Below are 26,173 nucleotides of genomic sequence, written 5' to 3'. Positions count from 1 at the left end.
GGATCAGCCGGCGGGCTGGTCGTACCGGGCGACGCCCCCGAAGGCGCCGAACCGCTCCGGGTGCTCGTCCACGTCGGACGGTGAGTCGGGGCGCCAGAGCGGCATGTGCACCACTCCCGGCTCCAGCACTGTCCAGTCGCCGAAGAAGCCGGTGACCTGCGCCCGGGAGCGCAGGGTGATCTCGGTGGCGGTGCGGGCGGAGAGCCGCTGGGCGTCCAGCATCTCCTGCGGCTGGTCCTCGAATGTGGAGTGCGAGACGACCAGGAAGCTGCCCGGCGCGGCGGCGTCCCGCAGGGTGGCCAGGATCGCCTCGGGTCGGTCGGCGTCCGGGATGAAGTGCACCACCCCGGCCAGCAGGATGCCCATCGGTCGGCTGAAGTCGATCAGGCCGAGCCGTCGGGTCTCGGCGAGGATCCGCTCCGGCTCACGCAGGTCGGCGTGGATGACCCCGGTCAGCTCGTTGCCGGCCAACAGCTCCCGGCTGTGCGCGACGGCCACCGGGTCGATGTCGACGTACACCACGCGGGCCTTGGGGTTCACGCCCTGCGCCACCTCGTGCACGTTGCCCACTGTGGGAATTCCGGAGCCGATGTCGAGGAACTGGTCGATGCCGGCGTCGAGCAGCACCCGGACGGCCCGACGCAGGAACTCCCGACCGGAACGCATGGTGGCGGCGAGATTCGGGGTCATGCTGGCGATCTGCTCGGCCAACTGCCTGTCGATCTCGAAGTTGTGCGCCCCGCCCAGGAAGTAGTCGTACACCCGGGCCGCGCTCGGCCTGGTCAGATCGATCTCGGTCGGCAGTCCGTCCGGCATCAGTGTGCTCCCCAGTTCATCGCCGCGGCGCGGGACGGCACCGGCGAATGGGCGTGCCCCGGGCACGCGCGAGCACCGGTCGACCCGCGGGTCGTGTGGTGTGGACCACTCTAGGCGGCTGACTCCAGCAACAGCGAGATGCCTTGACCAACGCCGATGCACATGGTGGCCAACGCCCGCCGGCCACCTCGACGGCGCAGTTCCAGCGCGGCGGTCAGCGCCAGCCGCGCGCCGCTGGCACCCAGCGGATGCCCGAGCGCGATGGCCCCACCGTTCGGGTTGACGTGGTCGGCGTCAACGGGCAGCCCCAGCTCCCGCAGCACCGCCACGGACTGCGCGGCGAATGCCTCGTTCAGCTCCACCACGTCCACCGCACCCAACTCGACGCCGACGCGGTCGAGCAGCTTGCGGGTGGCCGGCACCGGGCCGATCCCCATGATCCGGGGCGGCACACCGGCCGCCGCCGCGCCGACGATCCGGGCCAGCGGGGTCAGGCCGTACCGGGCGACCGCCGCCTCGCTGGCCACCAGCAACGCCACAGCGCCGTCGTTGACGCCCGAGGAGTTGCCGGCGGTCACCGTGCCGCCGTCGCGGAACGGGGTGGGCAGCGAGGCCAGTTTGTCCAGCGAGGTCTCCCGGGGATGCTCGTCGACCTCGACCAGCCGGGTCTCCCGACGACCGGCCGGCACGGACACCGACACGATCTCCTCGGCGAACCGACCGTCGGCCTGCGCCTTGGCCGCACGCTGCTGCGAGCGGTACGCGAAGGCGTCCTGCTCGGCGCGGCTGACGCCGTACTCGGCGGCCACGTTCTCCGCCGTCTCCGGCATCGAGTCGACCCCCCACCCGTCGCGCATCAACGGGTTCACCAACCGCCAGCCCAGTGTGGTGTCGTACACCTCGGCCGAGCGGGAGTACGCCGACGTCGCCTTCGGCATGACGAACGGCGCCCGGCTCATGCTCTCCACCCCGCCGGCGATCACCAGCTCCGCGTCCCCGGCGACGATGGACCGGGCGGCGGTGGCGAGCGCGTCCAGGCCCGAGCCGCAGAGCCGGTTGACAGTGCTGCCCGGCACCTCCTCGGGCAGGCCGGCCAGCAGCGCCGCCATCCGGGCCACGTTGCGGTTGTCCTCGCCGGCCTGGTTGGCGCAGCCGAGCACGACGTCGTCGACCCGCGCCCAGTCCACCGACGGATGACGGGCGACCAGTTCACGGATCACGTGCGCGGCCAGGTCGTCGGGGCGGACGCCGGCCAGCGCGCCCGCGTACCGGCCGATCGGGGTGCGGACACCGGCCACCAGGTATGCCACGGTCATCGCGAGTCCTTAGGGGGTGCAGACGGCGGGGGTGGGGCACGCCCACCGGGTCACGAGGGCTGCTGGCCGCCAGGATATCCGCGCCCGTAGCGGATAGGTTGACGGCATGGCCCGGGCCCAGTTCAGCGCAGAGACCAGCGGCGGCGGCGCGTTCGTCCGCCAGCCGAACCGGTTCACCGGTCGGGTCACCGCCGACTCCACCTCGCCACCCGGTGGCGGCCCGGACGAGCAGGACCGCTGGCCGCTGGAGGCCGGCCGTTACCGGCTGATCTGGTGCCGGGCCTGCCCGTGGGCACACCGGGCGAGGATCGTGCGGGGCCTGCTCGGGCTGGACGACGCGATCTCGCTGGGCACCGTCGACCCGATCCGGGACGAGCGGGGCTGGGCGTTCGCCCTCGACCCGGACGGTTTCGACCCGGTCCTCGGCGTAAGCTTCCTCTCCGAGGCGTACCTGGCCACCGACCCGGACTACACCGGCCGGGTGACAGTGCCGGCGCTCGTCGACACCCTGACCGGCCGGGTGGTCACGAACGACTATCCGCAGCTCACCCTCGACTTCTCCACCGAGTGGCGGTCGCTGCACGGTGCGGGGGCGCCGGACCTGTACCCGGTCGAACTGCGCCCCGAGATGGACGCGCTGATGGCCGAGATCCACACCGACGTGAACAACGGCGTCTACCGCTGCGGGTTCGCCACCTCCCAGGCGGCGTACGACGAGGCGTTCCGGGCGCTCTTCGCCCGGCTGGACGCGCTCTCCGAGCGGCTGGCCGGGCAGCGTTACCTGATGGGTGACGCGATCACCGAGGCGGACGTGCGGCTGTTCACCACGCTGGTCCGCTTCGACGCCGCGTACCACGGGCACTTCAAGTGCAACCGCAACAAGCTGACCGAGATGCCGGTGCTGTGGGCGTACGCCCGCGACCTGTTCCAGACGCCGGGTTTCGGCGAGACGGTGGACTTCGACCACATCAAGCGTCACTACTACGGCACACACCGGGAGATCAATCCCAGCGGCATCGTGCCACTCGGGCCGGACGAGTCGGGCTGGCACACCCCGCACGGGCGTGGCTGAGCAGGGTCGGCCGGCCACCCCGACCGCGCCGAGGGCCCGCGGCGACGTCGCCCGCCGGGTCGCCGGGTCCGCAGCGGCCGGCTGCACCCTGGCCGGTGCGCTGGCGGTGACGCTCGCCGTGGTCGCCGGTCCCGGTCCAGGGTTCACCGGGTACGTCAGTGAGGCGGGCATCGCCGGCAGCGCCCACGCCACGACGTACCGGATCGGGATCCTGGCCCTCGCCGGCGCGTTGCTGCTGATCGGCGCGGCGCTTCCCCCCGGGGTGTGGGCGGCGGCCCCGGCGCTGCTCGCCGCCGGGGCCGTGTTCACCGCCGTGTCCGGGGCGGTGACCTGCTCCGACGGCTGCCCGTTGCCACCGTTCGAGCGCGCGACGACGGCGGACCTGGTGCACGGCGGCGCGAGCATAGCGGCGACCGCTGCCGTGGTCTTCGCCATGATCACGCTGGCGGTCTCCGGGTCGGCCGGCCTCACGGTGCGCCGGCTGGCCGGCGCGGCCGCCACGCTGGCCCTGCCGCTCTGCGCCACTGTGGGGCTGGCGATGCTCGTCGTCGGCCGGGGTCCGGTGGTGGGGGTGCTGGAACGGCTGATCCTCGCCCTCGCGGTGCTGTGGGGCGTGAGCACCGCCACCGCGCTGGCTCTCTGTAAGGAGCCTCACGCCGTCCGGTCCTTCCGATGAGCGGGAATCGGCGTAACGTCGGCCAGCGATGACCAATGTCTGGGGCCTCACTGTCCGCCTGTATGTCGATCTCCGACTGCAGGCCAGTGGCATCTGTCCGGGCTAGCCGCGTTCCCACGCCTGCCCCGATCGGACCGGACAATTGGATACATCTCAATGCCCTTCAGCCTGCGCAAAATTCCCTTCTCCGTGCAGATCCTGCTCGGCCTCGTGCTCGGCGTCGCGCTCGGCTTCCTCGCCCGCAGCAACGACCTGAGCTGGCTGACCAGCACCCTGCACACAGTCGGCAGCCTCTTCGTCCAACTGCTCAAACTGGCCGTGCCGCCACTGGTCTTCACCGCCATCGTGGTCAGCGTGGTCAGCCTGCGCGGGGTCGCCAACGCCGCCCGGCTCGCCCTCAAGACCCTGCTGTGGTTCGGCATCACCGCGCTGATCGCGGTGAGCATCGGCATCGGCCTCGGCCTGCTCACCAACCCCGGCAAGGGCGTGACCCTCGACCTGGGCGGAGCGGCCCCGCCGAAGAACACCGGCTCGTGGACCGACTTCCTCACCGGCATCGTGCCCACCAACCCGGTCGGCGCGTTCGTCGAGGGCAACGTCCTCCAGATCGTCTTCCTCGCCATCGTCATCGGTGCCGCGGCCCTGCTGGTCGGCGAACCCGCCGAACCGTTCGTGGCGCTCAACCGCTCCCTGCTGGAAATCGTCCAGAAGGCGCTCTGGTGGGTCATCCGGCTCGCCCCGATCGGCACCCTCGGCCTCATCGGCAACGCCGTCGCCTCGTACGGCTGGGACCTGCTGGCCCCCCTCGCGAAGTTCACCACAGCCGTCTACGTCGGCTGCGCCATCGTGCTGTTCGTGGTCTACCCGCTGGTGCTGATCCTCGCCGGCCGCCTCAACCCGCTGCGCTTCTTCGCCGGCGCGTGGCCGGCGATCGAGCTGGCCTTCGTGTCCCGCTCCTCGGTCGGCACCATGCCGGTGACCCAGCGCTCCGTCGAGCGTCTCGGTGTGCCCCGCGAGTACGCCTCGTTCGCGGTGCCGTTCGGCGCCACCACGAAGATGGACGGTTGCGCCGCCATCTACCCGGCCCTCGCCGCGATCTTCGTGGCCCAGGTGTTCGGCGTGGACCTCGGCATCGGCGACTACCTGCTGATCGCCTTCGTGTCGGTGGTCGGCTCGGCGGCCACCGCCGGCCTGACCGGCGCGATCGTGATGCTCACCCTGACCCTCAGCACGCTGGGCCTGCCGCTGGCCGGCGCCGGCCTGCTGCTGGCCATCGACCCGATCCTGGACATGATCCGCACCGCCACCAACGTCGCGGGGCAGGCCCTGGTGCCGACGGTGGTCGCCGCCCGCGAGGGCACCCTCGACCGCGCCGCGTACGAGTCCGCCGGCCGGCGTGACCTGACCGACCCGGAGCCGGTCGCCGACACCCGGCCCGAGCTCACCCCCGTTCCTGCCTGACCGGTTCACCAGTACGGCGACGGGCCCCTCTCCCCGGGGGCCCGTCGCCGTGTCGGAGAGGATGACCCCATGAGTTCCCTGTTCACTCCCCTGGCCCTGCGCGGGGTCACAGTGCCCAACCGGGTCGCCATGGCGCCGATGTGCCAGTACTCCGCCGGCCCCGACGGCCTGCCCACCGACTGGCACCTGATCCACCTCGGCAGCCGCGCGGTGGGCGGCGCCGGCCTGGTGCTGACCGAGGCGACCGCCGTACTTCCCGAAGGCCGGATCAGCCCCCAGGACACCGGCCTCTGGTCGGGTGCCCACGTCGACGCCTGGCGGCCGGTGACCGCGTTCGTCGCCGCCCACGGCGCGGTGCCGGCCGTGCAGCTCGCGCATGCCGGCTTCAAGGCCTCCACCTACCGGCCGTGGGCGCCCGAGCGCGGTGGCGTGCCGGACGCCGAGGGCGGCTGGACGCCCGTCGCCCCCGGTTCGGAGCCCTTCACCACCGGCTACCGGACACCGACCAGCCTCGACGAGGCCGGCATCGCCGGTGTGGTCGAGGCGTTCGCGGCCGGCGCCCAACGCGCGCTGGACGCCGGCTTCGCCGCCGTGGAGATCCACGCCGCCCACGGTTACCTGCTCAACGAGTTCCTCTCGCCGCTGACCAACCACCGCACCGACGCGTACGGCGGCGACCGGGCCGGCCGGATGCGACTCACACTGGAGGTGGCCCGCGCGGTCCGTGCCGCGGTCGGCGAGGACGTGCCGGTGCTGACCCGGATCTCCGCCACCGACTGGGTCGACGGCGGCTGGACGATCGAGGACAGCGTGGTGCTCGCCGGCGAGCTGGCCGGCGTCGGCGTCGACCTGGTCGACGCGTCCTCCGGTGGCGTGAGCGTGGACCAGCGCATCCCGCTCGGCCCCGGCTACCAGGTGCCGCTGGCCGCCCAGATCCGCCGCGAGGCCGGCGTGCCGACCGGCGCGGTGGGCCTGATCGTGGAGCCCGAGCACGCCGAGCAGATCGTCGCCAGCGGCGAGGCCGACCTGGTGCTGCTGGGCCGGGAGTTGCTGCGCGACCCGTACTGGCCGCGCCGGGCCGCCGCGAAGCTCGGCGTCGCGTACTCCGGGCCCGCCCAGTACGCCCGCGCCTCCTGATCCCGGCCGGTCGGGCGGCCGCTCACGCGGCGGCCGCCCGACCGTCGGTCAACCGGCCAGGTGCGACCAGTCGCCCTCCAGGTCCTGCCAGGTGCCCTGGGCCGCCACAGTGCCGCCGAGCAGAACCACCACGTGGTCGGCCCGGACCAACGCGGCACGCTTCGCGGTCGAGCCGACCACCGTCACCCCGTGGCCGCGCAACGCCTGCCACAACGCCAGCTCGGTGGTGACGTCCAGCGCCGACGACACGTCGTCGGCGACCAGCAGCTCGGTACGCGGAGCCAACGCCCGGGCCAACGCCAACCGCTGCAACTGCCCGCCAGAGAGCCGGGTGCCCTTGTGCCCGATGAGCAGGCCCAGCCCACCACCGGCGGCGGCCAGGTCATGGTCGAGCTGGGCGGTGCTGACCGCCCCGGCCGCGTCCACCTGGTGCCCGAGGGCGATGTTGTCGGCGACAGTGCCGGACAGCACCCGGGGCAACTGACCGACGTAGCCCACCTGGTTGGGACGCAGGAACAGCTCCGGCTCGGTGACCGGGTCACCGTTCCAGGCCAGCTCGCCGGTGTGGTGCACGATCCCGGCCAGCCCGCGCAGCAACGACGACTTGCCCGACCCCACCGGCCCGACGACCAGCACCAACTGCCCCCGCTGCACGGTCAGGTCCACGTCCCGGACGGCCACCGTCCCGTCGGAGTGCACCACCCCGAAGCGACGCAACTCCAGCCGGCGCAGCGGATGCCGCGGCGGCATGGTCGGCGCGGGGGCCGTCCCGGCCGTCAGGTCGACCTCCGGCACCCCCGCGGAGTACGCGCTCACCCCGGTCATCGCCGCCGTGCGCCGGGTCCAGACCCGCGCCGAGGGCAACTGCGAGATCAACGACGCCGTCGTCCAGGCGAACCAGCGGGCCGCGCCCAGGGTAGAGACGGCCACCAGCACCGCCCCGGCGGAGAGCGAGCCGTTCAGGTAGAGCGCCCACGCGCCGATCGGCAACAATCCACTGGCCATCGACGGCGTGGAACGCGCCCACACCTGCACCGAGATCTCCCGCCGCTGCCGGTCGCTGCGCAGCACGTCCAGGCCCGCCAGGTGGCGCAGCACCGCCGTGGTCGCGCCGGCGAGCTTCACCGTCCGCGCCGCGGAGAGCGCGGAGACCAGCGCCGTGGCGAAGGACGCCCGCGCCGCCACCGTCGCCCGGGCGGCACGCTCCAGCTTCGGCCCGAACAATGTCGCGGCCAGCCCGGAGACGACCATCGTGCCGAGGAAGAACAGCCCCGGTACGACGCTGCCGGTGACCGCCGTCATGGCGACCACGAGCACCAGCGCGACGGTCTGGTCCAGCACGTTGTCGGCGAGCTGGACCACCCGCTCGGTGTCCCCACCCTGCGCCACCACCTCCGCGGGGGTGTGCGAGCTGACCCGACGCGGCCCGGTCTGGCCGTGCACCAGGCGAAGGCCGATCCGCAGCATCTGCCGCACCCACCACTGCGGAAACCAGACGTGGGTGTAGAACGGCAGCGGCAGGGTCACCAGCAAGCCGGCGACGATCCCCACCGCCGGCAGGTACGGGTTGCCCGTCCCGTCGACCAGGTCCGCCCAGAGCCAGGGCAGCACCGGGCCGTCCAGCCCCAAGAGGCTGAGCCCGAGGAACAGCACGATCGCGGCCGCCCCGTACCGGGGGTCGTTGGTGCAGAGGCGGAAGATCTCCCGCAGCGTCCGGGCCGGCGGCACCGGCGGCAGTGGCGGCGGGTCGGCCCGGGTCGGCGCGACCGCGCCCTGCGTGCCGTCCGACGGTGTCGCCGGCTCGGCCCGCGTGGGTGCCGGCTCGGTCGGCCAGGCGGCGGCCTGCTCGTCCGCCGCGTCCGGCCCGGCCCGCGTCGGCGCCGGCTCGGTCGGCCAGGGGTCGGCCGGGCCGGGCCCGACCAGCAGGTCGGTGCCGACGCCGGTGCGGCCGGCCGGCGCCACCGTCGCGTACGCGGCGGCGTGGCTGGTCGCCAACAGTTCGGCGAAGCGCGTCGACGTCTCCAACGGACCGGCCTCGACCACCGCGCCGTCGGCCAGGACGACCACCTCGTCACAGCGGCGCACCGAGGAGAGTCGGTGCGCGATGACGATGCCGATCCGGTCGCGCAGCAGGCGTTCGGTGGCCCGTTGCACCCGCGCCTCGGTGACCGGGTCCAGCCGTGCGGTGGCCTCGTCGAGGATCACCACGTGCGGCTCCCGCACCAGGATCCGCGCGAACGCCACCAGCTGCTCCTGACCGGCGGACAGCACATGCCCGCCCTCCCCCAGCCGGGTTGTCAACCCGTCCGGCAGCTCGGCGATCCAACCGGCCAGGCCCAACTCGTCGAGCGCCCGAGCCGCGGCGTCGAGCAGTTCCCTGTCGAAGAGCGCCACGTTCTCGGCGAGCGTGCCGGCCAGGATCTCGGTGCGCTGCGGCACCAACGCCACCCAACGGCGCAGCTGCTCGACGTCCAGGTCGCACAGGTCGGTGCCGCCGAGGAAGACAGTGCCCGGCGGCACGTCGACCGCCCTGGTGAGCACCTTCGCCAACGTCGACTTGCCCGAACCGGTCCGCCCGATCAGCGCGTACGAGCGACCACGGGCGAAGGTGAGGCTGAGCCCGCGCAGCGCGGCCCCCCTGTCACTCTCCCCGTACCCGAAGGTCAGATCCCGGATGCGCAGGTCACCCTCGCTGGGACTGGCCCCGCCGACCGGCTCCTGCCGGGCCTGGTAGAGCAACTGCACCCGCGCCCACGCGCCGAGCGCCTCCTGGATCTCCGGCACCATCCGGCTGACGTGTTCCGCGGTCGCCCCGAAGGCCAGGGCGAGCAGCCAGATGGCGGTGAGCCGGGCGGCGTCGATCCGGTCGGTGGCCAACGCCCACGCCCCACCGAGCACCACCACGCCGATGCCCGCGCGGATCGTCGCGGTGGCCACCGTCGCCACGCGGGCGGACAGCACCCAGACCACCAGGCCACGGGACAGCACGGCGGAGGCCCGCCGGGCATACAACCGCAGCACGTACGGCCGCGCCAGACTGGTGCGGACGTCGTCCTGGCCGTGCACCGCCTCCTCCATCACGGCCGCCAGGTCGGACCACGCCTCCTCCTCGGCCATCCGCGCCGGGCCGATCCGCGCCGTGGGCCGGCGCAGACCGACCGCGAGCACCACAGTGAGCAGCAGCATCGCGATCCCCGCCGGCCACCACACGAACAGCGCCACGACCATCGACAACAGACCGACGCAGAGGCCCTGGGCCAGCCGGGTGCCCTGGTTACGGATCGCCGACGCCACCTGGTAGACATCCCCGTCGATCCGGTCCAGCAGCTCACCCACCGGGGTGGTCTCCAGGGTCGGCAGGTCCTGCCCGAGAGCGACGCGACAGAGCCGTCGACGCACGTCGGCCGACCAGTCGGCGGTCAGGCCGGCCATCAGCAGACTCACCGCGAGGTCACTGAGGACCACGGCGACCAGAGCCGCAGCCAGCACCGCGAAGAAGCCAGCCGAACGATGCACCAACACCGCGCCGGCCAGCGCCGACGCGCCCGCCTGCCCCGCAGCGCCCAACACGATCAGGACGGCCACGATCGTCATTCGGCGGGTCGACGTGTCCCACAGATCACGGAGCAAGCGCATGGAAAGTCCTCCGGGACGTGGGTGGCGGAGACCTCAGCCTGCCGGCACCAAACCTCCAACTCAACCGATTTTCCGGTCCTGAGCAGGGCATCCATCGGTTCAGGCAGCAGCGGCGGCGGACCTGCTCGACGCCGCCCAATGCCTGAACCAGACCCTGGGACACCGAGCCGGCGGTTCCCGCGTCAGCGCCGCCAGCGGCCGACCAGCGCGGCAACGGCCGGGGCATGGCCGGCGCGGTGGGCGCGGGTCACGGCCGACGGTTCGGGCAGTCCGCCACGGTGGGCAGATCAGGGCCGACTAGCTCGGTCAGAGCCGGAAGACCTGGCGGTGCAGCTGACCCCATAGGCGTTTTGACCGATTTGATGCGACCTATCCACTCGGCGACACCCTCGGAGTTTTTGGTCGACTCGGGTTCCTTGATGTCGCGGTGTCCTGCCGTCCCGGATGCCCCGACTTCCGCAAACCCGAGTGAATCACCCCGGTGAGGGGTGGATTGACGCCGTAGGCCGCGTGCCCGTGTGGGCGGTTTGGTCGCTGGTGGGCGGTGTGGGTTGTGACCGGGTGCACCGGTGGGCTGGAATCGTGGGCGGGCGGGGGTCGTTACATACCCTGACGATCGCAGCACCACGACCCGCCGCCCGGGCCCGCACGGGGTTGGGATGCAGGTCGCGCAGGTTGGAATGCCAGCCTCCGCCCGGTCGTTACAGTCCCCACGAACGACCGCAGGCACCGCCACGATGAGGGTGCCGATGGATGGGCCAAACCCCGGAATGACCCCGGCCCGCCGGTCGTTACACAGGGTCCCGGCGCCACGAGCCCCCGCTCGCCAGGTCGCCGACCCCCCAGACTTTTCCCCTTTGTACGTGCAGCGCCGGACGAGGTGCTCACACCCTGCCGCCGCCCCCTGGTGGTTCGGGTGTTCCTACCCCCGAAGGAGCTACCCCATGAACACGATCTTCCGCAAGAGCATGCTGTCCGTTGCTGGTCTCGCGTTCGCCGGTGGTGTGTTCGCCGGTCCGATCGCCGCCCACGCCAACCCGGTCGACGCCAAGCCCGTCGCCGTGGCCGTGCAGACCAACGCGCCGAAGCCGCAGGGCGACCAGTCCCACATCAGCCTCAACGATGAGCAGACCGCCAACGTCAAGGCGATCATCGCCGCCACGAAGAAGGCCGGTCTCCCGGAGCGGGCCGCGGTCATCTCGATCGCGACGAGCCTGCAGGAGTCGAAGCTGGAGAACCTCGGCCACCTCGGCGATATGAATGACCACGACTCGCTGGGCCTGTTCCAGCAGCGCCCGAGCTCGGGTTGGGGCACCCCGGAACAGATCACGAACCCGGAGTACTCGACCACCGCGTTCCTCAAGGGTCTGAAGCAGGTCGACGGGTGGCAGGACATGGCCCTGACCGACGCCGCGCAGACCGTCCAGGTGTCGGCGTACCCGGACGCGTACGCCCAGTGGGAGCAGCAGGCCACCGACCTCGTCGCCCAGCACTGGAACAGCTGACCCACACCACAGCACCACAGCAGAACAGCACGACACCGACCGCTGGCCGGCACCCGCAACCCGGGGTGCCGGCCAGCGGCATTCCTGCTGCCACCGATCGCCACCCGCCACGCCACCCGCCAGCCACCGATCGCCAGCCGCCACCCGCCACCCGCCGTTCTTCGGTCGCCGACCGCCGTTCGCCACACGCTGGCCGCTGTCAGCTGACCGCCGTTCGCCATTCGTTGGCCCGGGCCGCTCACGGCCTGCCGCCTGGGCTGGGGACGCCGATCTCCCCCAACGGAGGCGGATGGCGTCGACCAACCGGAGCCCGCCTACAGATCTTGGACACTTCCCGTTCCGCGGGCGGGCCGCGTGAACGGAAACTGTCCAAGATCTACAGAGATAGGGGCACCCGCACTGCCGGGACAGGGCACCCGCACCCACCCCGCAGCGGTCAGAAGAGGACGGTGGCCAGGGTGCCGATCGGCTGGAAGCCGCAGCGCTCGTAGACGCGGCGGGCCGGGAGGTTGAAGTCGTTGACGTACAGGCTGACGGTGGGGGCGACCCGCAGCAGCGCGTCGCGGACCACCGCTGCCATGGCGGCGGTGGCGATCCCCCGGCCGCGCCACTCCGGTGCGACCCAGACGCCCTGGATCTGCGCCGTGCGTTTGGTGACCACGGCCAGTTCGGCCTTGAACACGACCTTGCCATCGATGATGCGGGCGTACGCGCGACCGGTCCGGACCAGGTCGTTGACCCGTCGGCGGTAGCTGCGTCCGCCGTCCTCGGCCAGCGGGGAGACACCGACTTCTTCGGTGTACATGGCCACCGCCGCCGGGAAGAGCCGGTCGACCTCGCCGGATCGAACCTGGCGTACCTCCGGGTCGGCCGGTACGGGTGGCAGCGTGTCGGTGACCAGCAGTGGCTGGTTGGGGCGGACGTCTCGCGCTGGCCCCCAGGTGTCGGAGAGCCGGTCCCAGAGCCCGAGTACGGCGTCGGCCCGGCCGACGATGGAGGAGCAGAGCCGTTCCTCGCCGGCGAGCAGGTCGGCGAAGGCAGCCACCGCGGCGTCGCTGGCCAGCACCGGGGTCAGGTTGCCGCCGAGCCAGCAGAGTGATTCGAGGTTGCGGCGGGCCCCGTACCCCAGGATTCTGCCCTCGGCCCGCCACCAGGAGAGTCCGCGCGCGGCGATCCGCTCGGCGACCTGCGCGCCCGCGAACGGGTCATGGTCGAGCAGTCGCTCGACCGCGCGGCGCTCCGATTCCCCCAGTTGGCGTACCGGCACCGTCAGCACGACTATCAGCCTGCCAGATCGACCCCCCGCTCCGCCGGTCGAGTGACAAGGCCGGCACAGGCTTCACGGGGCGGCGTCCGCCCGGCCCACCGGACGACCGGGGGCACCAGGGCTCCGAGCAGGAGGAACAGGGCACCGAGCAGGAGCCAGCCCGGTACGCCCCAACCGAGGGCGAGGGTGGTCACCACCACCGGTGCGAGCATCTTGCCCAGTTCGTAGCCCATGCCGTACGCCCCCTGGTACTGCCCCTGGGCGTCCGCTGGTGCCAGCCCGAAGGAGATTCCCCAGCCGGCGGCGGAGTGCCACAGTTCCCCGGTGACGTGCGCGACCGCCCCGAGGCCGAGCAGGCTCACCGCGCCGGCGGTGGGAAGCTCGCCGCTGGCGGCGAAGAGTACGCAGGCCAGGGCGATGGCCACGCCCGCTCGCCGGGCGGCGCGGGCGGCTCCGGGCACTGTGGCGGCGGAGTTCGCGGCGCGTACCTGGAGGAGTACCACGAGCACCGTGTTGACCAGCGTCAACGCGGAGATCATCCAGGCGGGGGCCCGGGTGTGACCGGCGATCCACAGCGGCAGGGCGATGGTGAGCAGGCTGAAGTGCATCGACATCAGCCCGTCGACCACTGTGAAGGCGAGGAACGGGCGGTCCCGTAGGGCGATCAGCCGAGGGCCGTGCGTGGGCGCGGCGACCGGGGCGATGGCGGGCAGTCGGAGGAAGACCACCGCTGCGGCCAGTGACGTCGCCGCCGAGGCCAGGATCAGCGCGACGTATCCGGCTCGGGTGTCGGCGGCGATGGCGAAGCCGCCGAGGACGGCGCCGACGGAGATCCCGACGTTGGTGGTGGCTCGCAGGTACGCGCGGGTGCGGACCCGCTGGTCGGCCGGGATCGCTCCGGCGATCAGCGCGCCGCGGGCGCCGCGCTCGACCGCGTCGGCGAGCGCGGTGGCCGCTCCCACCAGCACGAACGTGGGGAACGACCGGACGGTGATCAGGCCGATGGTCAGGGTGCCGGCGACGAACAGCGCACCGACCTGCACTCCGCGCGGGCCGACGCGGTCGGCCAGGTAGCCGCTCGGGGTGCTGGCCAGCACGCCGACCAGGGCCGAGATGGTCAGCCCGATGCCCACCTGGGTCGCCGACAGGCCGACCGACCGGGTGAGGAAGAGCGCGCTGGCGACGAGCCAGAGGCCCCTCCCGACGGTCTTGACCAGGGTGCCGAGGGTGAGGACCCGGGCCGGGCCCGGTGCGGGAAGCAGGCGCATGACCGACACCCTAACAAGACGTACGTACGGTTTGGTAAATCAGAGTTGTCGCCGATGCATTGCCGATATATCGTTGATGCATCAGCGATAGTCCCACGGAAGGAAGAACCCGATGAGGTTCCACCGACAGCACCACCCGATGCACGAGGCCCGGATGCGGGGGTTCGGCTTCCCGCCGGTCCCGCCCGGTCCGCACGGCGGCCACGAGCACGGACACGGCGGCCCCTGGGGCGGCCGAGGCCGTGGACGGGGTCGGGGCCGACGCCCCAACGTCCGATCCTCGGTGTTGGCCCTGCTCACCGAGCGGCCGATGCACGGCTACGAGATGATCCAGGAGATCGACTCCCGCACCGGCGGTGCGTGGCGGCCGAGCCCAGGCTCGATCTACCCCACCCTCCAGCTACTGGAGGACGAGGGAGTGATCGTCGCCAGCACCGAGGAGTCCGGTGGTGGGCGGAAGCGGTTCACTGTCACCGAGGCCGGTCAGGCCGAGGCCACCGAAGCCGCGCAGACCCCGCCGTGGGCGGACGTCGCCCAGGGCACGGTGAGCAGCTGGCACGACATCCGCGACTCCGGCGCGCAGGCGATGAACGCCCTGCGCCAGGTCATGATGAATGGCACCGACGACCAGCGCGAGCGGGCCGCCCAGGTGCTCGACGAGACCCGGCGCAAGCTGTACGCGATCCTCGCCGAATCCGAGTGACGCCAGCCCGCACCACAGCGCCACAGCGAGATCAGCACAAACGCACAGCGGCCGTTCCCCACATGGGGAACGGCCGCTTTTTCCAAACGGAAAATCAGTGCACTGTGACGGTCGGGCCGGTGACCAGACCGCGCAGCTCCTCGGGGAGCTCGGCGCCCATCTCGTCGGCGATCCGCAGCGCCTCCTCGATCAGCGTCTCGACGATCTGCGCCTCGGGCACCGTCTTGACGACCTGACCCTTGACGAAGATCTGGCCCTTGCCATTGCCGGAGGCGACCCCGAGGTCGGCTTCCCGGGCCTCGCCCGGACCGTTCACCACGCAGCCCATGACGGCGACCCGCAGCGGCACCGGCAGCCCTTCCAGGCCGGCGGTGACCTCCTCGGCGAGCTTGTAGACGTCCACCTGGGCCCGCCCGCAGGACGGGCACGAGACGATCTCCAGGCCCCGCTCGCGCAGACCGAGGGACTCCAGGATCTGGTTGCCGACCTTGATCTCCTCGACCGGCGGGGCGGACAGCGACACCCGGATCGTGTCGCCGATCCCCTCGGCCAGCAGCGCGCCGAACGCGACAGCCGACTTGATGGTGCCCTGGAACGCCGGCCCGGCCTCGGTGACGCCGAGGTGCAGCGGGTAGTCGCACTGCTCGGCGAGCTGCCGGTACGCCCGGATCATCACGACCGGGTCGTTGTGCTTGACCGAGATCTTGATGTCACGGAAGCCGTGCTCCTCGAAGAGCGAGCACTCCCACAGCGCCGACTCGACCAGCGCTTCGGCGGTGGCCTTGCCGTACTTGCTCAGCAGGCGCTTGTCCAGCGACCCGGCGTTGACGCCGATCCGGATCGGCACCCCCGCCGCCCCGGCGGCCCGAGCGATCTCCTTGACCTTGTCGTCGAACTGCCGGATGTTGCCCGGGTTGACCCGGACCGCCGCGCAGCCGGCGTCGATCGCGGCGAAGACGTACTTGGGCTGGAAGTGGATGTCGGCGATCACCGGGATCTGCGACTTCTTGGCGATCGCGGGCAGCGCCTCGACGTCGTCCTGGGACGGCACCGCCACCCGCACGATCTGGCAACCGGACGCGGTCAGCTCGGCGATCTGCTGGAGGGTCGCGTTGATGTCGGAGGTGAGGGTCGTGGTCATCGACTGCACCGACACCGGCGCACCACCACCCACCGGGACCGAACCGACCATGATCTGGCGGCTGGCCCGACGGGGAGCGAGCGGCGGGGGCGGCACGGCTGGCATACCGAGACTGATAGCTGTCACTTCAGGCACTCACCTTGAGAAGAGCGTGATGGGGTTGACGACGTCCGCGGCGATGGTCAGCAGCGTGAACGCGCCGCCGATCAGGATCACCACGTACGTGAAGGGCATCAGTTTGAGGTAGTCCACCCGGCCTGGGTCGGTCCGGCCGATCCGCGCGTAGACCCAGGAGCGGGCCCGTTCGAACCAGGCGATGGCGATGTGGCCGCCGTCCACCGGGAGCAGCGGCAGCAGGTTGAACACGCCGATGAAGAAGTTCAGCGACACGAAGAGCATGAAGAAGACCAGCCAGGCGTTGTTCTCCACCGCCTCGCCGCCGAGCCGGCTGGCGCCGACGACGCTGATCGGGGTGTCGACGTCCCGCTCGCCGCCGGTCAGGGCGGTCCACAGGGCGGGGACCTTCTGCGGGAGGCGCTGGAGCGCCTGGGCGGTGCCGACGGCCAGCTGACCGGTGAAGTCGGCGGTGGCGCCGAAGGCGCCGACCGGGCCGTACGTCACACGGGTCGGGGTGCTCGGGACGAGCCCGACGCCGAGCGCGGCGACCGGCGCGGCGGCGCCGTTGGGGTCGTTCAGCGGCGGACGCTGGGTCTGCGCGAGCACCGTGCTGGTGGTGGCCGACTGCCCGTCGCGGACGTACGCGATCTGTGCGGTGTCGCCCGGCTTGAGCCCGCGCAGCGTGGTGAGCAGGTCGCCGTAGGAGTTGATCGGGGTGCCGTTGACCGAGGTGATCCGGTCCCCGTTGCGCAGTTGCCCCTGGGCGGCCGGGCTGGCCGCGTCGGCGGGGGTGCACGCCCGCACCGCGTTCTCCGGGACCACGCACTCACTGAGCTGGATGACGGCCGGCTCCTGGCGGGCCTGCGCGTCCGTGGTCGGGAAGTCGGGGTTGGGCAGGCCGGCGGAGACGGCGAGGATCCAGATCGTGACCAGGGCGAGCGCGAAGTGCGTGATCGACCCGGCGGCCATCACGATCGTCCGCTTCCAGACCGGGTAGCGCCACATCACGCGTGACTCGTCGCCCGGCTCGACGTCGTCGTCCTGCGGCGTCATCCCGACGATCTTGCAGAAACCGCCGAGGGGAATGCCCTTGAGGCCGTACTCGGTCTCACCCCGCCGGAACGACCAGATGGTGGGGCCGAAACCGACGAAGTACTTGGTGACCTTCATCCCGAACATCTTGGCGGTCAGCAGGTGACCCGCCTCGTGCAGACTCACCGAGATGAGAATGGCCAGGGCGAAGAGGACCACCCCGAGCAGGTACGACATCAAGCTCCTTCCACCGAACCCGCGATGATCTCCTGCGCGTGCGTGCGTGCCCACGACTCGGCCGCGAGCACGTCCTCGACGGTACCTGGTTCGTCGAAGTCCGGAGCCTCCTCCAACACCCGTTCGAGGGTGTCGACGATGCCGAGGAACGGCAGCCGGCCCGCCACGAACGCGGCCACGCACTCTTCGTTCGCCGCGTTGTAGATCGCCGGTCGGCAGCGCCCGGTCTCCCCGGCGGCCTTGGCCAGGGCGACGGCCGGGAACGCCTCGTCGTCGAGCGGCGCGAACTCCCAGGTGTGCGCGGCCGTCCAGTCGACGGCGGAGGCGGCCTCGGGCACCCGGTCCGGCCAGCCGATGCCGAGCGCGATCGGCAGCCGCATGTCCGGTGGGCTGGCCTGGGCGATCGTCGACCCGTCGACGAACTCGACCATCGAGTGGATCACCGACTGCGGGTGCACCATCACTGTGATGTCGGCGTAGGGCACGTCGAACAGCTCGTGCGCCTCGATCACCTCAAGGGCCTTGTTGACCATGGTGGCCGAGTTGATCGTGACGACCGGACCCATGTTCCAGGTCGGGTGCGCGAGCGCCTGCTCGGGTGTGACCTGCGTCAACTCGTCGCGCCGCCGCCCCCGGAACGGGCCACCGCTGGCCGTGACGATCAACCGGCGCACCTCACCGCGCGTCCCGGAGCGCAGGCACTGCGCCAGCGCCGAGTGCTCCGAGTCGACCGGGACGATCTGCCCCGGCCGCGTCACGGCAGCCCTGACCAGCGGGCCGCCGGCGACGAGGGACTCCTTGTTGGCCAACGCGAGAGTACGACCACCGCGCAGCGCGGCCAGCGTAGGAGCGAGGCCCAGCGAGCCGACCACCCCGTTGAGCACGATGTCGCACGGCCACTGGGCCAGCTCGGTCATGGCGTCCGGGCCGGCCACGATCTTGGGAAGCTTGAAGTCTCCGGTGGCCCACCCGCGCCGGCTCGCCTCGGCGTAGAACGCGAGTTGCAGGTCCTGTGCGGCGGACGCCTTGGCCACCCCGACCGCCTCGACGCCCAGTTCGAGGGCCTGCGCGGCGAGCAGTTCGACGTTGCCGCCGCCGGCACCCACGGCGACCACCCGGAACCGGTCCGGGTTACGCCGGACGATGTCGATGGCCTGGGTGCCGATCGAGCCGGTGGACCCGAGCAGAACAAGGTCGCGGGGGGAAGTCACCCGGCCATTCTCTCCCACCGTCACTGAACGCCCGCTGGGAGCCTCAGCCCTCCCCGTCCGCCGACGCTTCCGGCAGCGCCTCCTCGCCCAGCAGGTCGGCCGGATCAATGGAGAACTCGAACGGCTCCCGCATGACGAAGCGCGTCCCGGCCGCAGCGGCAGCCACCGGCCGGTACTCCCCCTCGGTCAACTCGTACAAGGCGATGGTGGGCACCCGATTGCGCAGGTCAACCCGGAGGAAGAAGGGCACGCGGGCGGCAGCGTACTCACGCGGGCGGTCGATGATGTCCTTGCGCCGGTTTCCGGGCGAGACGATCTCCCCGAGAAGCACAGCGTGCCTGATGTCCATCGTCGTTCGACCGCCGCCGGGAGCGTCGAGAATGACGATGTCCGGGATGAAGAGATCCGGGCCCGAGACGATGTTCGTCTCAAGATAGAGCCACAGCTTCGCCCGACGGGCCGCCTGCTTGAGGAGATAGGCGAGGCCCAGCTCCGCGTCCTGATGGTCGTACCCGGCATGTGGTGTCACGATCACGCTTCCGCTCAGGACCTCAACCTTGGGGCCGTTGGTCTCCGGCAACAGGTCGAGGGCGAGCTGCGCGGTCCACGGCTCGTCGTGCCACCGCAGCACGTCGAACGACGGCTCGGTGTGCTGCGGCGCCGGTTCCGGCGCGAACGCTGCCTGGGCCATCCGGGCTCACCCCCTCAGCGGACCATCCTGCTCAGCTCAGCCTAGTCGCGCCGCCCCGCCCGGCACGGCATCGCACACGCGGTGCGACAGATCGGGATATCGGCCCGACCCCGGGTGCTGGCGGCGTTCAGGCCGGGGCGACGCAGAACACGACGTCGAGGTAGTCGGAGCGTTTTGTCCAGTTCGAGTAGTGGTAGTCGATGAAGCCGGGCGCCTGGGCCTCGCACACCGCGTCGGCCTGCGCCTCGTCGACGACGACCTGTTCGATGCGAGCCAGCACCCGCCATGTCCCGCGATCGCACGGGGCGATCTTGTACACCACGCTGGCCGCGTCACCGGCGTTACGCACACACTGCCCGGCCTGCACGAACTGCTCATCGCCGTTCGCCTTGGCGGCGGGGGTGGCGACGGTCGGGCTCGCTCCCGCGCTGGGCTTCGCCGTTGGCGTGGCGCGGGAACCGGCCCATTCGATCACCTGGAACACCACGCCCACGATGCCGGCGATCGCGGCAGCGGCACCCAACCAGGGCAGTAGGGCACGCAGCGGCCGGCTTGCGGTGGACCCGGTTTCGTCATCCATTCTCGCCTCCGACCCGTTGTGGTGCAGCCCTCCGCGGTCGCGGCGCCGATCCACCCTCCACATTGACAGGTCGCCACGAGGCACGTCACGCACCCTGGATCGCCAACAGGGGGCCGCACGATCTCCGCTACCCACCCTGTCGAACCAGGCCAACGGCCGTCCTCGGCGATCAGGACCGGTCCGAACCGTCGGCGGTGGCGTCGGATGTCCGACTGACGCCACTCGCCGGCGATCGACTCGGGCTTACGGAAATCGGGGCGTCCGCGGCATGCGGACACCCCGACTTCACTGAAACCGTGCTGATCGTGCGGGATCGTCGACCGGGGGCCGCCGGAGCGGCCCCGGTCGGGGTCAGCCGCCGTTGATGACGAACTGCGAGCCCGGCTGGATGACGATGTTGCCGTCGGCCGAGTTGGTGATGGTCACGTTGGTCAGGTTGGCGTTGCCGCGCGCCCCGCTCATCGCGAGGATGCCGGCACCGTTGACGGACCTGTCGATCCGTACGTTGGTGATGGCGACGTTCGGCATGTTGCCACCGCCGTTCTTGAACTGGAGGCCGTCGTACGTGGAGTCGATGATGTCGGTGTCGCGGATGGTGACCCCGACGATGTCCCTGGTGGAGGGGAAGAGGGTGATGGCACCGAACTCCTGGTCCTCGTTCCAGAACGCGCCGCCGGTGCGGTAGAGCCCGTTGTTGGCGATCAGCGTCGTGCCGGAGAACGGCAGCGGGTCGTGGTCGGTCGCCAGCATGATGCCCGGGTAATTGGCGGTGTCGTAGATCAGGTTGTTCTCGATCGAGTTGTCGTAGCCGCCGTAGATGGCGATGCCGTTGGCCCGCCAGGGCAGTTGGATGGTGTTGTTGACGAAGTGGTTGTCGTGGGCGATGTCGACGGTGCGGTCCTTGACGTACGGGTTGGCCCAGACGGCGAGCGCGTCGTCACCGGTGGTCCGGAAGGACGAGTTGAACACCCGCGAGTTACGCGTGCCGTTGCTGAAGTTGATGCCGTCGGCGTACGTGTTGCGGATCCGCATGCCGCTGAAGTCCAGCCCGTCGGCCGGCCCCCACAGGTCGGGGATGTTGTCGTAGTCGCGGCCCACCCAGACGCCCACGTTGGCGTGCTCGATCCAGACGTTGCTGATCCGGGTGCCGGTGCCGAAGCGACCGTTCAGACCGACGCCGCCCTCGGCGTTGCCGTCACCGCCGCGGATCCGGCCGGAGCCGAAGATGGCGATGTCGGAGATCTGGGTGTTCTTGTCGATGTCGAAGCCGAAGTTGCCCTCGTGCGGGTGGTTGATGCCGCCCACCACGTTCTGCGGTTCGGTCAACGTGTAGAGCTGCGAGTGCCACATGCCGGCGCCCCGGATGGTGACGTTGCTGATGCCGACCTGGTTGTGCGTGCCCCGGTTCAGCGGGTCGTCGGTCAGGATCTTCTGCTCCTGCCGCCACTGCCCGGCGGGGATCCAGACGCAGCTGATGACACCGTTCTGGTCGTCGGTCACCGCCCGCTGGATGGCGGCGGTGTCGTCGAGCCCGTCGTTCGGGACCGCACCGTACGAGGTGATCGAGGTGCAACCGGTCGGCTGGCTCGCCGCCGGCGCCACCTGCTCCAGATCGATCATGTCGATGACGTAGAAGGAGGCAGTGTCACCCGAGTCGCGCTGCAACTTGAACCGGGTGCCGGCCGGGTACGACTGCGCCAGCAAGGCGTTCGACTCGTCGAAGAGCCGTCGGGCGTCGGCCTGCGGGGTGTTGGTCAGCGCCTCCGGACCGTCGGTGTTGCCGTAGAGCCAGCTGTGCTTGGACGACAGTGTCAACTTCCGGGAGAAGACGTCGTTGACGTAGAGGCTGATGGTCGCCTCGATGCCGCCGCCACCGGGCGCGTCCGGGATGGAGTTACGCACCACTATGGAGTTGGCCTGGTTGGCCGAGGTGAACTCGACGAACTGGCCGGTGCTGGCGAGTCGTACCGACTTGCGCCCCGAGGACTCGCTGGCGAAGTTGGTGTGCCCGAAGGTGCGCAGCGGGTCGGTCTCCAGCAGCGTGCCCTGGTAACGGCCGGCCTCGGCCTCGTAGGAGACGTACGGGACGGCAGCTCCGCGGCCGACCACGATCGACTGGCTGAACGCGTTGTTTGTCTCGTTGGTCTCGGTGACCACGTTCGTGGCGTCGGCGGTGGCGGTGATGGTGGCGCCGCCGCTGGTGGCGGTCCAGCTGCCGCTGACGGCCACTGTGACCGTCGCGCCGGCCGCGATCGAGGCGGTGTTGGTGTTGAGCGTGGTGCTGCCCGCGACCAGCCGGGTGACTGTGGTCGCGCCGGTCGCGGTGGTGCCCCGGTTGCGGACCGTCACGGTGAAGGTGACGGACGCCCCGACGGCCGGGTTCGGCGGGTTCGAGGCGATGCTGAGCACCTGGAGGTCGGGGCCGGGGGCCTGCGCCACCACCAGCGGTGACGCGGCCGTGAAGCTGTTGTTGCCGTTGTTCTGCTCGACGATCGTGTTCGCCGGGTCGACCACCGCCGAGACGGCGTAGCTGCCCATCGGCCGGGTGCCGGCGTTGAACGAAACCGTGGTCGAGGCGCCCGCGGCGAGCGCGCCCACCGAGGCGCTGCCGACGACAGCGCCGGCCAGGCTGAAGTTCACTGTGGTCGCGCCGGCGGCGGCGGAGCCGATGTTCTGCACCACGGCGGAGAGGGTGACCGGGGAGACCTCGCTGGGCGACGTGGGCGACCAGGTCACCGAGCTGACGACCAGGTCCGGGTTGGGCGCCGGGGTGCCGCACACCTCCAGCTCGGCGACCTGGCCGGACGGGGCGCCGGTGTTGCCGGTGAACCGCAACTGCACGTCAGCGGTGGTGGCGGTGACCGGGATGGTCACCACGTTGCTGCCCTGGGCGAACTGGTAGGCCGCCGCCGACACCAGGCTGGTGTACGAGGACGACGCCTGGTCGCGACCGAGGACCTGGATGGTCTGGGTACGGGTGCCCCAGGCCGGGTCCGGGTTGAGCTTCACCGTGACACCGGAGATGGAGTGGTTCGCGCCCAGCGCCACTGTCAGGTTCTGCGGGTAGCTCGCCGCGCCCTCCCAGTAGGTGGTCAGCTGCCCGTCGTTCGCCTTGTCCGGGGTGAAGCTGAAGGTGGAGCCACTCGCCGTCATGCTCTTGCCCTGCGCCACGTTGGTGCAGGCGGGCGGGTTGCTGCCGGTCCGGGTGACGGTGTTGCTGTTGCCGGAGAGGTTGCCGGCGCCGTCGCGGGCGCGGACGTAATAGGACACGGTCGCCGTCGCCGGTTGGGTGTCCTGGTAGGTGAGGACGGTGCCCAGCGTGGCGATCAGGTTGCCGCCCCGGTAGACGTTGTAGCCGGCGAGACCGCTGCCGCCGGAGTCGGTGGAGGCCCCCCAGTTGAGCGTGATCGTGCTGCCCGACGTGCTCTGCGACAGCGTCCCGGGGACGCTCGGCGCGGTGGTGTCACCGCTGCCGGTACGGGTCACCGTGTTGCTGTTGCCGGAGAGGTTGCCAGCGGCGTCGCGCGCCCGGACGTGATACGACACGGTCGCCGTCGCCGGCTGGGTGTCGTTGAAGGTGGTCACGTTGCCGATTGACTGGAGGAACGCGCCGTTGCGGTAGACGTCGTAGCCGGCGATGCCGCTGCCGCCCGCGTTGTCGGTGGACGCGACCCAGTTGAGGCTGATGGTGGTGCCCGACTGGGTGTACGAGAGGTTGCCCGGCACGCTCGGCGCGGTGGTGTCCGGGGTGGTGCCGCCGCTGCCGTACACCTCCAGCTCGGAGAGCTGCCCGGCCGGCCAGCCGCTGTTGGCGGTGATGGTGATGCGGACGTAGCGGGTGGAGGTCGAGCTGAAGTTGATCGTGGCGGTGCTGCCGCTCGCCGGGTTGAAGGTGTACGTCTGTGACCCGACCAGGTCGATGAAGGACGAACCGTTGGCACTGCCTCGCACGCTCAGCGTCTGCGTCCGGGTCCCCCAACCGGAGGTCGGCAGCTTCAGCACTACCTGGTTGACGCTCTGCGACGCGCCGAGATCGACCTGCACCCACTGCGGGAACGCGTTGTTGACGCTCTCCCAGTAGCTGCCCGCGTTGCCGTCGACGACCTTCGACGAGTCGTAGACGTCGGCGTGGCCGCTCTCCTGGGTGGGACGGCCCTGGGCGAGGTTGGTGGCCGCCGGGGCGAAGCCGGCGCTCGGTGCTGCTGCCGACTCGGCGGGGCCGGCGGCGGCCGGGTTCGCGACGGCGGTCGCCCCGGCCGTGGCGATCAGCGCGGCGGCGGCCGTGGCCGCCACCATCCTGAACAGATTCGTTCGTCTCATCACTGTCCTTGTCGTCGGGGGACGGTTGCCGCGGTGGCTGGACCACGGGGGTGGGGGTGCGGCGGTGCAGCGCCGGCCGACGCGAACGGGCCGGTGTCGAGAGAGACGGGGTGGCACGGGCGGCGCGGGGGCGCCGCTCGTCCCGGAAACACCAGATGGGTACGACCATCAACGGGCCTCCCCAGGAGGCCCGTTGAATCTTCCGAGAGCGTGCGCAGAACCATGCACGCCTTTGTCAAAATCTTGCGTTACTTTGGCCCAAAGGTTACTGACGTGCTACGGGAGCGTCAACACTTCGACACCCGTGACTATTGACGGACTTGTCTGCCCTGATGGCCGTCGTCCCCGCTGAACTGCCCACAATTTCGGGGAAGGTGCCACCTCCCGACGACTGGAGGCCACACCTTCCCCGAAGTTGCGCGGATCTTGCGTCAGGTCGTACGGGAACGATCAGGCATCTGGAGCCGTCAAAACGAAGGTCTCCAGCAGCTCTCCGCCGTACCAGTCGGTGCGCTGGCCCACATGGGTCATGCCCAGCCTCCGAGCGACAGCCATCGACGGCTCGTTGCCCGGCGACACGACCGCGTAGATCTCCCGGGTGCCGGCGGCGAACTCCCGCGCGACGAGCACACGAGCGGCTTCGGTGGCGTAGCCGTGACCCCACGAGTCGGGGTGCAGGTGCCACCCCGTCTCGATGTCCTCGGTACGCACCGCCTCGTCCCGCCCCGGCAGCGGCTTGAGCAGCGCCGTACCGACCACCTGACCGGTCTCACGTACCTCGACCGCCCAGGTGCCGTACCGGCCACCGTCGTCGGCGTGCCGGTCCTGCCAGATCCGCAGCCGCTCGACGGCCTGGGCCGGGTCCGTCATCGGCAGGCCCGGCGAGGCGCCCAACCAGCGGGTGATCTCCGGACGGCGGTAGATGTCGTAGATCCGGGCCAGGTCGGCCGGATCGTCGGTCCAGTCACGCAGGATCAGGCGTTCGGTGGTGAGAACAGTCATGGTCGGCGATCTTAAGGAGTGGCGGGGCCGACGACAGGGAAGGAGGACCCGATGGGCAACGGCTGGCAGCGCGCGAAACGGATCACCAGTGCCGCGTTCCGTCCGGTGCGCGGACGGGACCTGTCGCTGCACGCCGCCGCGATCACCTTCTACGGGGCGATCGCTGTGGTGCCGGTCGCCCTGCTGGCGATCTGGCTCACCGCACTGGTGGCCGGGGCCGACCGGGTACGCCGGCTCACCTCGTACGCCGTGGAGGCCCTGCCCACCGCGATCGGCGCGCCCCGCGCGGTGGAGGCGCTGGTCGACGCCGGGGTGGGGTTGACCCCGCTGCTGGCGCTGGCCTCCCTGCTGCCCGCCTCGCTCTACGGCGAGGGCCTGCGGCGGGCTTTCGTCTCGGTGGCCGCTCCCCTTTCCGACGAGCACCTGGTCGGCTGGCGGGGTCGGCTCCTGCTGTTGCCACTGCTCGCACCGGCCCCCGCGCTGCTGCTGTCGATCCTGCTGGCGCTCCCGCTCACCACCCGCCTCGTCCGCCAGGGCGGGTGGCTCGGTGTGCTCGGCGTGGTGCTGTCGTTCCTGGCGGTCTGGCTGGTGCTCACGCCGGTGCTGGTGTGGGTGTTCCGGGTCGTCGGGCCGGCCTCACCGGACTGGCTTTCCACCCTCGGCATCGGGTCGTTCACCGCGGCGAACCTCTCCGGTTTCCTGCACGGCTTCGTGCTCTTCGCCTCCCTCCCACTGGACCTGGGCGTGCCGTTCGGCGGCTTCGACGAGATCGGCGGCGGCGTCGCCGTCCTCCTCTGGCTCTACCTGTTCCACGTGATCGTCCTGGCCGGCTACTCCGCCACCCTGGCCCTCTCCCGCTGGCGCACCACCCACCCCAACACCCCCACCCCCACCCCCACCCCGCCGGGTTGATCAAGAGGTTGGCGTCACCGCGAGGCCATTCCTTGACGAAAACCTCTTGATCATCGGGAGGGGTGAGGCGGGG

At 71.1% G+C, this 26,173-nt stretch carries 19 protein-coding genes; 7 read left to right on the top strand and 12 right to left on the bottom strand.

Translation table 11 applies throughout. The annotated features are described in order from the left end of the window. Window positions 1-3 precede the first annotated feature (3 nt). Together IW249_RS16475 and pcaF are read right to left on the bottom strand one after the other, a co-directional pair. Window positions 4-816, bottom strand: coding sequence for an SAM-dependent methyltransferase (locus IW249_RS16475; RefSeq protein WP_196921568.1), 813 nt, complete (start codon window positions 814-816; stop codon window positions 4-6). Between the two features lie 110 nt (window positions 817-926). After that, window positions 927-2,132, bottom strand: coding sequence for a 3-oxoadipyl-CoA thiolase (gene pcaF, locus IW249_RS16470; RefSeq protein WP_196921567.1), 1,206 nt, complete (start codon window positions 2,130-2,132; stop codon window positions 927-929). Window positions 2,133-2,238: 106 nt separating this feature from the next. Between pcaF and IW249_RS16465 the strand changes: the two genes are divergently transcribed. The 4 genes from IW249_RS16465 (at window position 2,239) to IW249_RS16450 (ending at window position 6,478) form a co-directional block, all read left to right on the top strand. Further along, window positions 2,239-3,204 carry a glutathione S-transferase family protein gene (locus IW249_RS16465; RefSeq protein ID WP_196921566.1) on the top strand — a complete coding sequence of 322 codons (966 nt, stop codon included), beginning with the start codon at window positions 2,239-2,241 and terminating at the stop codon, window positions 3,202-3,204. Next, complete coding sequence (locus IW249_RS16460) at window positions 3,197-3,880, top strand: DUF998 domain-containing protein (RefSeq protein ID WP_196921565.1); 684 nt, start codon at window positions 3,197-3,199, stop codon at window positions 3,878-3,880. The genes IW249_RS16465 and IW249_RS16460 overlap by 8 nt, the downstream gene beginning before the upstream one ends. A gap of 168 nt (window positions 3,881-4,048) precedes the next feature. Beyond that, on the top strand, window positions 4,049-5,341 hold the full coding sequence (locus tag IW249_RS16455; RefSeq protein WP_196924815.1) for a dicarboxylate/amino acid:cation symporter: 1,293 nt from the start codon (window positions 4,049-4,051) through the stop codon (window positions 5,339-5,341). Between the two features lie 69 nt (window positions 5,342-5,410). Next, window positions 5,411-6,478, top strand: coding sequence for an NADH:flavin oxidoreductase/NADH oxidase (locus IW249_RS16450; RefSeq protein ID WP_196921564.1), 1,068 nt, complete (start codon window positions 5,411-5,413; stop codon window positions 6,476-6,478). A 48-nt stretch (window positions 6,479-6,526) separates the two neighbouring features. Here IW249_RS16450 and IW249_RS16445 read toward each other — a convergent pair whose 3' ends face one another. After that, the gene (locus IW249_RS16445) at window positions 6,527-10,114 is read right to left on the bottom strand and encodes an ATP-binding cassette domain-containing protein (RefSeq protein WP_196921563.1); all 3,588 of its coding nucleotides are present in this window, start codon (window positions 10,112-10,114) and stop codon (window positions 6,527-6,529) included. 944 nt (window positions 10,115-11,058) lie between these two features. On the opposite strand from IW249_RS16445, the gene IW249_RS16440 reads away from it, so the two are divergent. Next, window positions 11,059-11,619, top strand: coding sequence for a hypothetical protein (locus tag IW249_RS16440; RefSeq protein ID WP_196921562.1), 561 nt, complete (start codon window positions 11,059-11,061; stop codon window positions 11,617-11,619). Window positions 11,620-12,055: 436 nt separating this feature from the next. On the opposite strand, the gene IW249_RS16435 is transcribed toward IW249_RS16440, so the two are convergent. Then, window positions 12,056-12,895 carry a GNAT family N-acetyltransferase gene (locus tag IW249_RS16435; RefSeq protein ID WP_196921561.1) on the bottom strand — a complete coding sequence of 280 codons (840 nt, stop codon included), beginning with the start codon at window positions 12,893-12,895 and terminating at the stop codon, window positions 12,056-12,058. Window positions 12,896-12,900: 5 nt separating this feature from the next. Next, window positions 12,901-14,154, bottom strand: a complete 1,254-nt coding sequence (locus IW249_RS16430; protein WP_196921560.1) for an MFS transporter — start codon at window positions 14,152-14,154, stop codon at window positions 12,901-12,903. Between the two features lie 112 nt (window positions 14,155-14,266). Here IW249_RS16430 and IW249_RS16425 point away from each other — a divergent pair, with 112 nt between their 5' ends. Then, entirely contained in the window at window positions 14,267-14,857 is a 591-nt protein-coding gene (locus tag IW249_RS16425) for a PadR family transcriptional regulator (RefSeq protein WP_196921559.1), read from the top strand. Window positions 14,858-14,951: 94 nt separating this feature from the next. Here IW249_RS16425 and ispG read toward each other — a convergent pair whose 3' ends face one another. The 7 genes from ispG to IW249_RS16390 all read right to left on the bottom strand — a co-directional run bounded on the left by ispG (window position 14,952) and on the right by IW249_RS16390 (window position 25,188). Continuing rightward, window positions 14,952-16,124 carry a flavodoxin-dependent (E)-4-hydroxy-3-methylbut-2-enyl-diphosphate synthase gene (ispG, locus tag IW249_RS16420; protein ID WP_112588507.1) on the bottom strand — a complete coding sequence of 391 codons (1,173 nt, stop codon included), beginning with the start codon at window positions 16,122-16,124 and terminating at the stop codon, window positions 14,952-14,954. 9 nt (window positions 16,125-16,133) lie between these two features. Further along, complete coding sequence (locus IW249_RS16415) at window positions 16,134-17,384, bottom strand: M50 family metallopeptidase (protein WP_196921558.1); 1,251 nt, start codon at window positions 17,382-17,384, stop codon at window positions 16,134-16,136. Beyond that, window positions 17,384-18,595, bottom strand: coding sequence for a 1-deoxy-D-xylulose-5-phosphate reductoisomerase (gene dxr, locus IW249_RS16410; protein WP_196921557.1), 1,212 nt, complete (start codon window positions 18,593-18,595; stop codon window positions 17,384-17,386). The genes IW249_RS16415 and dxr overlap by 1 nt, the downstream gene beginning before the upstream one ends. 43 nt (window positions 18,596-18,638) lie before the next feature. Then, window positions 18,639-19,286 (bottom strand): Uma2 family endonuclease, encoded by a 648-nt coding sequence (locus IW249_RS16405; protein WP_196921556.1) that lies wholly within the window; start codon window positions 19,284-19,286, stop codon window positions 18,639-18,641. A 127-nt stretch (window positions 19,287-19,413) separates the two neighbouring features. After that, window positions 19,414-19,866 carry an LppU/SCO3897 family protein gene (locus IW249_RS16400; RefSeq protein ID WP_196921555.1) on the bottom strand — a complete coding sequence of 151 codons (453 nt, stop codon included), beginning with the start codon at window positions 19,864-19,866 and terminating at the stop codon, window positions 19,414-19,416. 351 nt (window positions 19,867-20,217) lie between these two features. Continuing rightward, window positions 20,218-24,186 carry a CARDB domain-containing protein gene (locus IW249_RS16395; RefSeq protein ID WP_196921554.1) on the bottom strand — a complete coding sequence of 1,323 codons (3,969 nt, stop codon included), beginning with the start codon at window positions 24,184-24,186 and terminating at the stop codon, window positions 20,218-20,220. Between the two features lie 450 nt (window positions 24,187-24,636). Beyond that, window positions 24,637-25,188 (bottom strand): GNAT family N-acetyltransferase, encoded by a 552-nt coding sequence (locus tag IW249_RS16390; protein WP_196921553.1) that lies wholly within the window; start codon window positions 25,186-25,188, stop codon window positions 24,637-24,639. Between the two features lie 51 nt (window positions 25,189-25,239). Between IW249_RS16390 and IW249_RS16385 the strand changes: the two genes are divergently transcribed. After that, the gene (locus IW249_RS16385) at window positions 25,240-26,100 is read left to right on the top strand and encodes a YhjD/YihY/BrkB family envelope integrity protein (RefSeq protein ID WP_196921552.1); all 861 of its coding nucleotides are present in this window, start codon (window positions 25,240-25,242) and stop codon (window positions 26,098-26,100) included. Window positions 26,101-26,173: the final 73 nt, after the last annotated feature.

The organism is Micromonospora vinacea (assembly GCF_015751785.1).
GTDB lineage: Bacteria > Actinomycetota > Actinomycetes > Mycobacteriales > Micromonosporaceae > Micromonospora > Micromonospora vinacea.
The sequence above is the reverse complement of the archived record's forward strand: the minus strand, read 5'-3'. Positions and strand labels throughout refer to the sequence as shown.